Source organism: Paraburkholderia sp. Cy-641 (genome assembly GCF_011752945.1).
Lineage (GTDB): Bacteria > Pseudomonadota > Gammaproteobacteria > Burkholderiales > Burkholderiaceae > Paraburkholderia.
This window is the reverse complement of record NZ_VWWM01000137.1, coordinates 1-1,020: the sequence shown is the minus strand read 5'-3', so window position 1 is coordinate 1,020 and position 1,020 is coordinate 1. Positions and strand designations below refer to the sequence as shown.

Here is a 1,020-nt window from a genome sequence, read left to right as displayed (position 1 = left end):
GTGCTCGGCGCCTGCCTGCTCGCCGGCTGCGAGGCCCCGCCGGCCGTGTATGCCGACGGCATCGCGTGGCAGCCCGACAACGCGCACGTGAACCCGCACGGCGACTGGGAACGGCTGGGGGTCACCGATCTGCTGATCCAGTGGACCGCGGTGGACGACACGGCCTTCGTCGGCGGCACCGGTTTGCGCGAAGCGCCGAGCCTGCCCGACTGGCCGCGCATCGCGCGCGAACCGTGGGCGAGCCATGTGCTGGTCGGCCTCGCGGGCCGCTTCGACGAGCGCGCGGCGCGCGCCGACGTCGCGGAACTCGTGGAGCAGTCGCTGAAGCTCGCCGCCGCCGTGCCGCCGCTGCACGTCGAGGGCTGGTACTTCCCGGTCGAAGTCGATCCGGGCTGGCGCGACGCGCCACAACTCGCGCCGTTGCTGATGCGTTTGCCGAGGCCGTTGTGGATCAGCGTCTACGACCGCTCGAACATCGGCGGGCCGGCGCTCGCGGCCTGGCTCGACAGCTGGCTGCCGCCCGACGTCGGCGTGCTGTTCCAGGACGGCGTCGGCGTGTATGCCCGCGAACCCCGCGTGGCCCGCGACTATGCCGACGCGCTGGCGGCCAGGCTCGGCGCGGCCCGCGTGCGGATCATCGCCGAAGCGTTCCGGCCCGACGTGGGCCGTCCTTTTCGCGCCGCGACGGCCGCCGAGCTCAAGCCTCAATTGGCGGCCTATCGCGGTTTTCGTACTTATGTCTTCGACGGACCTCACTATGTGTCGCCCGAACTGGTGGAGAGCGTGCTGAAGTGATCGTGCGCTTTCCTCGACCAACGGCTGTTTCCATCCTGTGCGCCGCGCTGTTCGCGGCATGCGCGGAGTCCCGCGCCGACGAGACCTTGCCGCTGCCGCTCGCGGGCAGCGCCTATCGGATCGCGCAGCAGGCTTACGACGAATACGCGCGCGGCGACTATGATGCGGCGGCGCGCGACGCTCGCGAAGCGGTCCGCCTGCGTCCGGACGTGGCGCGGCTGCACA

General features: G+C 71.5%; 2 protein-coding genes. Both read left to right on the top strand.

Annotation, left to right across the window (positions count from 1 at the left end; genetic code table 11):
• Positions 1-795, top strand: coding sequence for a hypothetical protein (locus F3J20_RS31695; RefSeq protein WP_345889959.1), 795 nt, complete (start codon positions 1-3; stop codon positions 793-795).
• Positions 792-1,020, top strand: a 229-nt coding sequence (locus F3J20_RS31690; RefSeq protein WP_167285837.1) for a hypothetical protein, incomplete at its 3' end; no start/stop codon positions are given. The genes F3J20_RS31695 and F3J20_RS31690, both read left to right, overlap by 4 nt.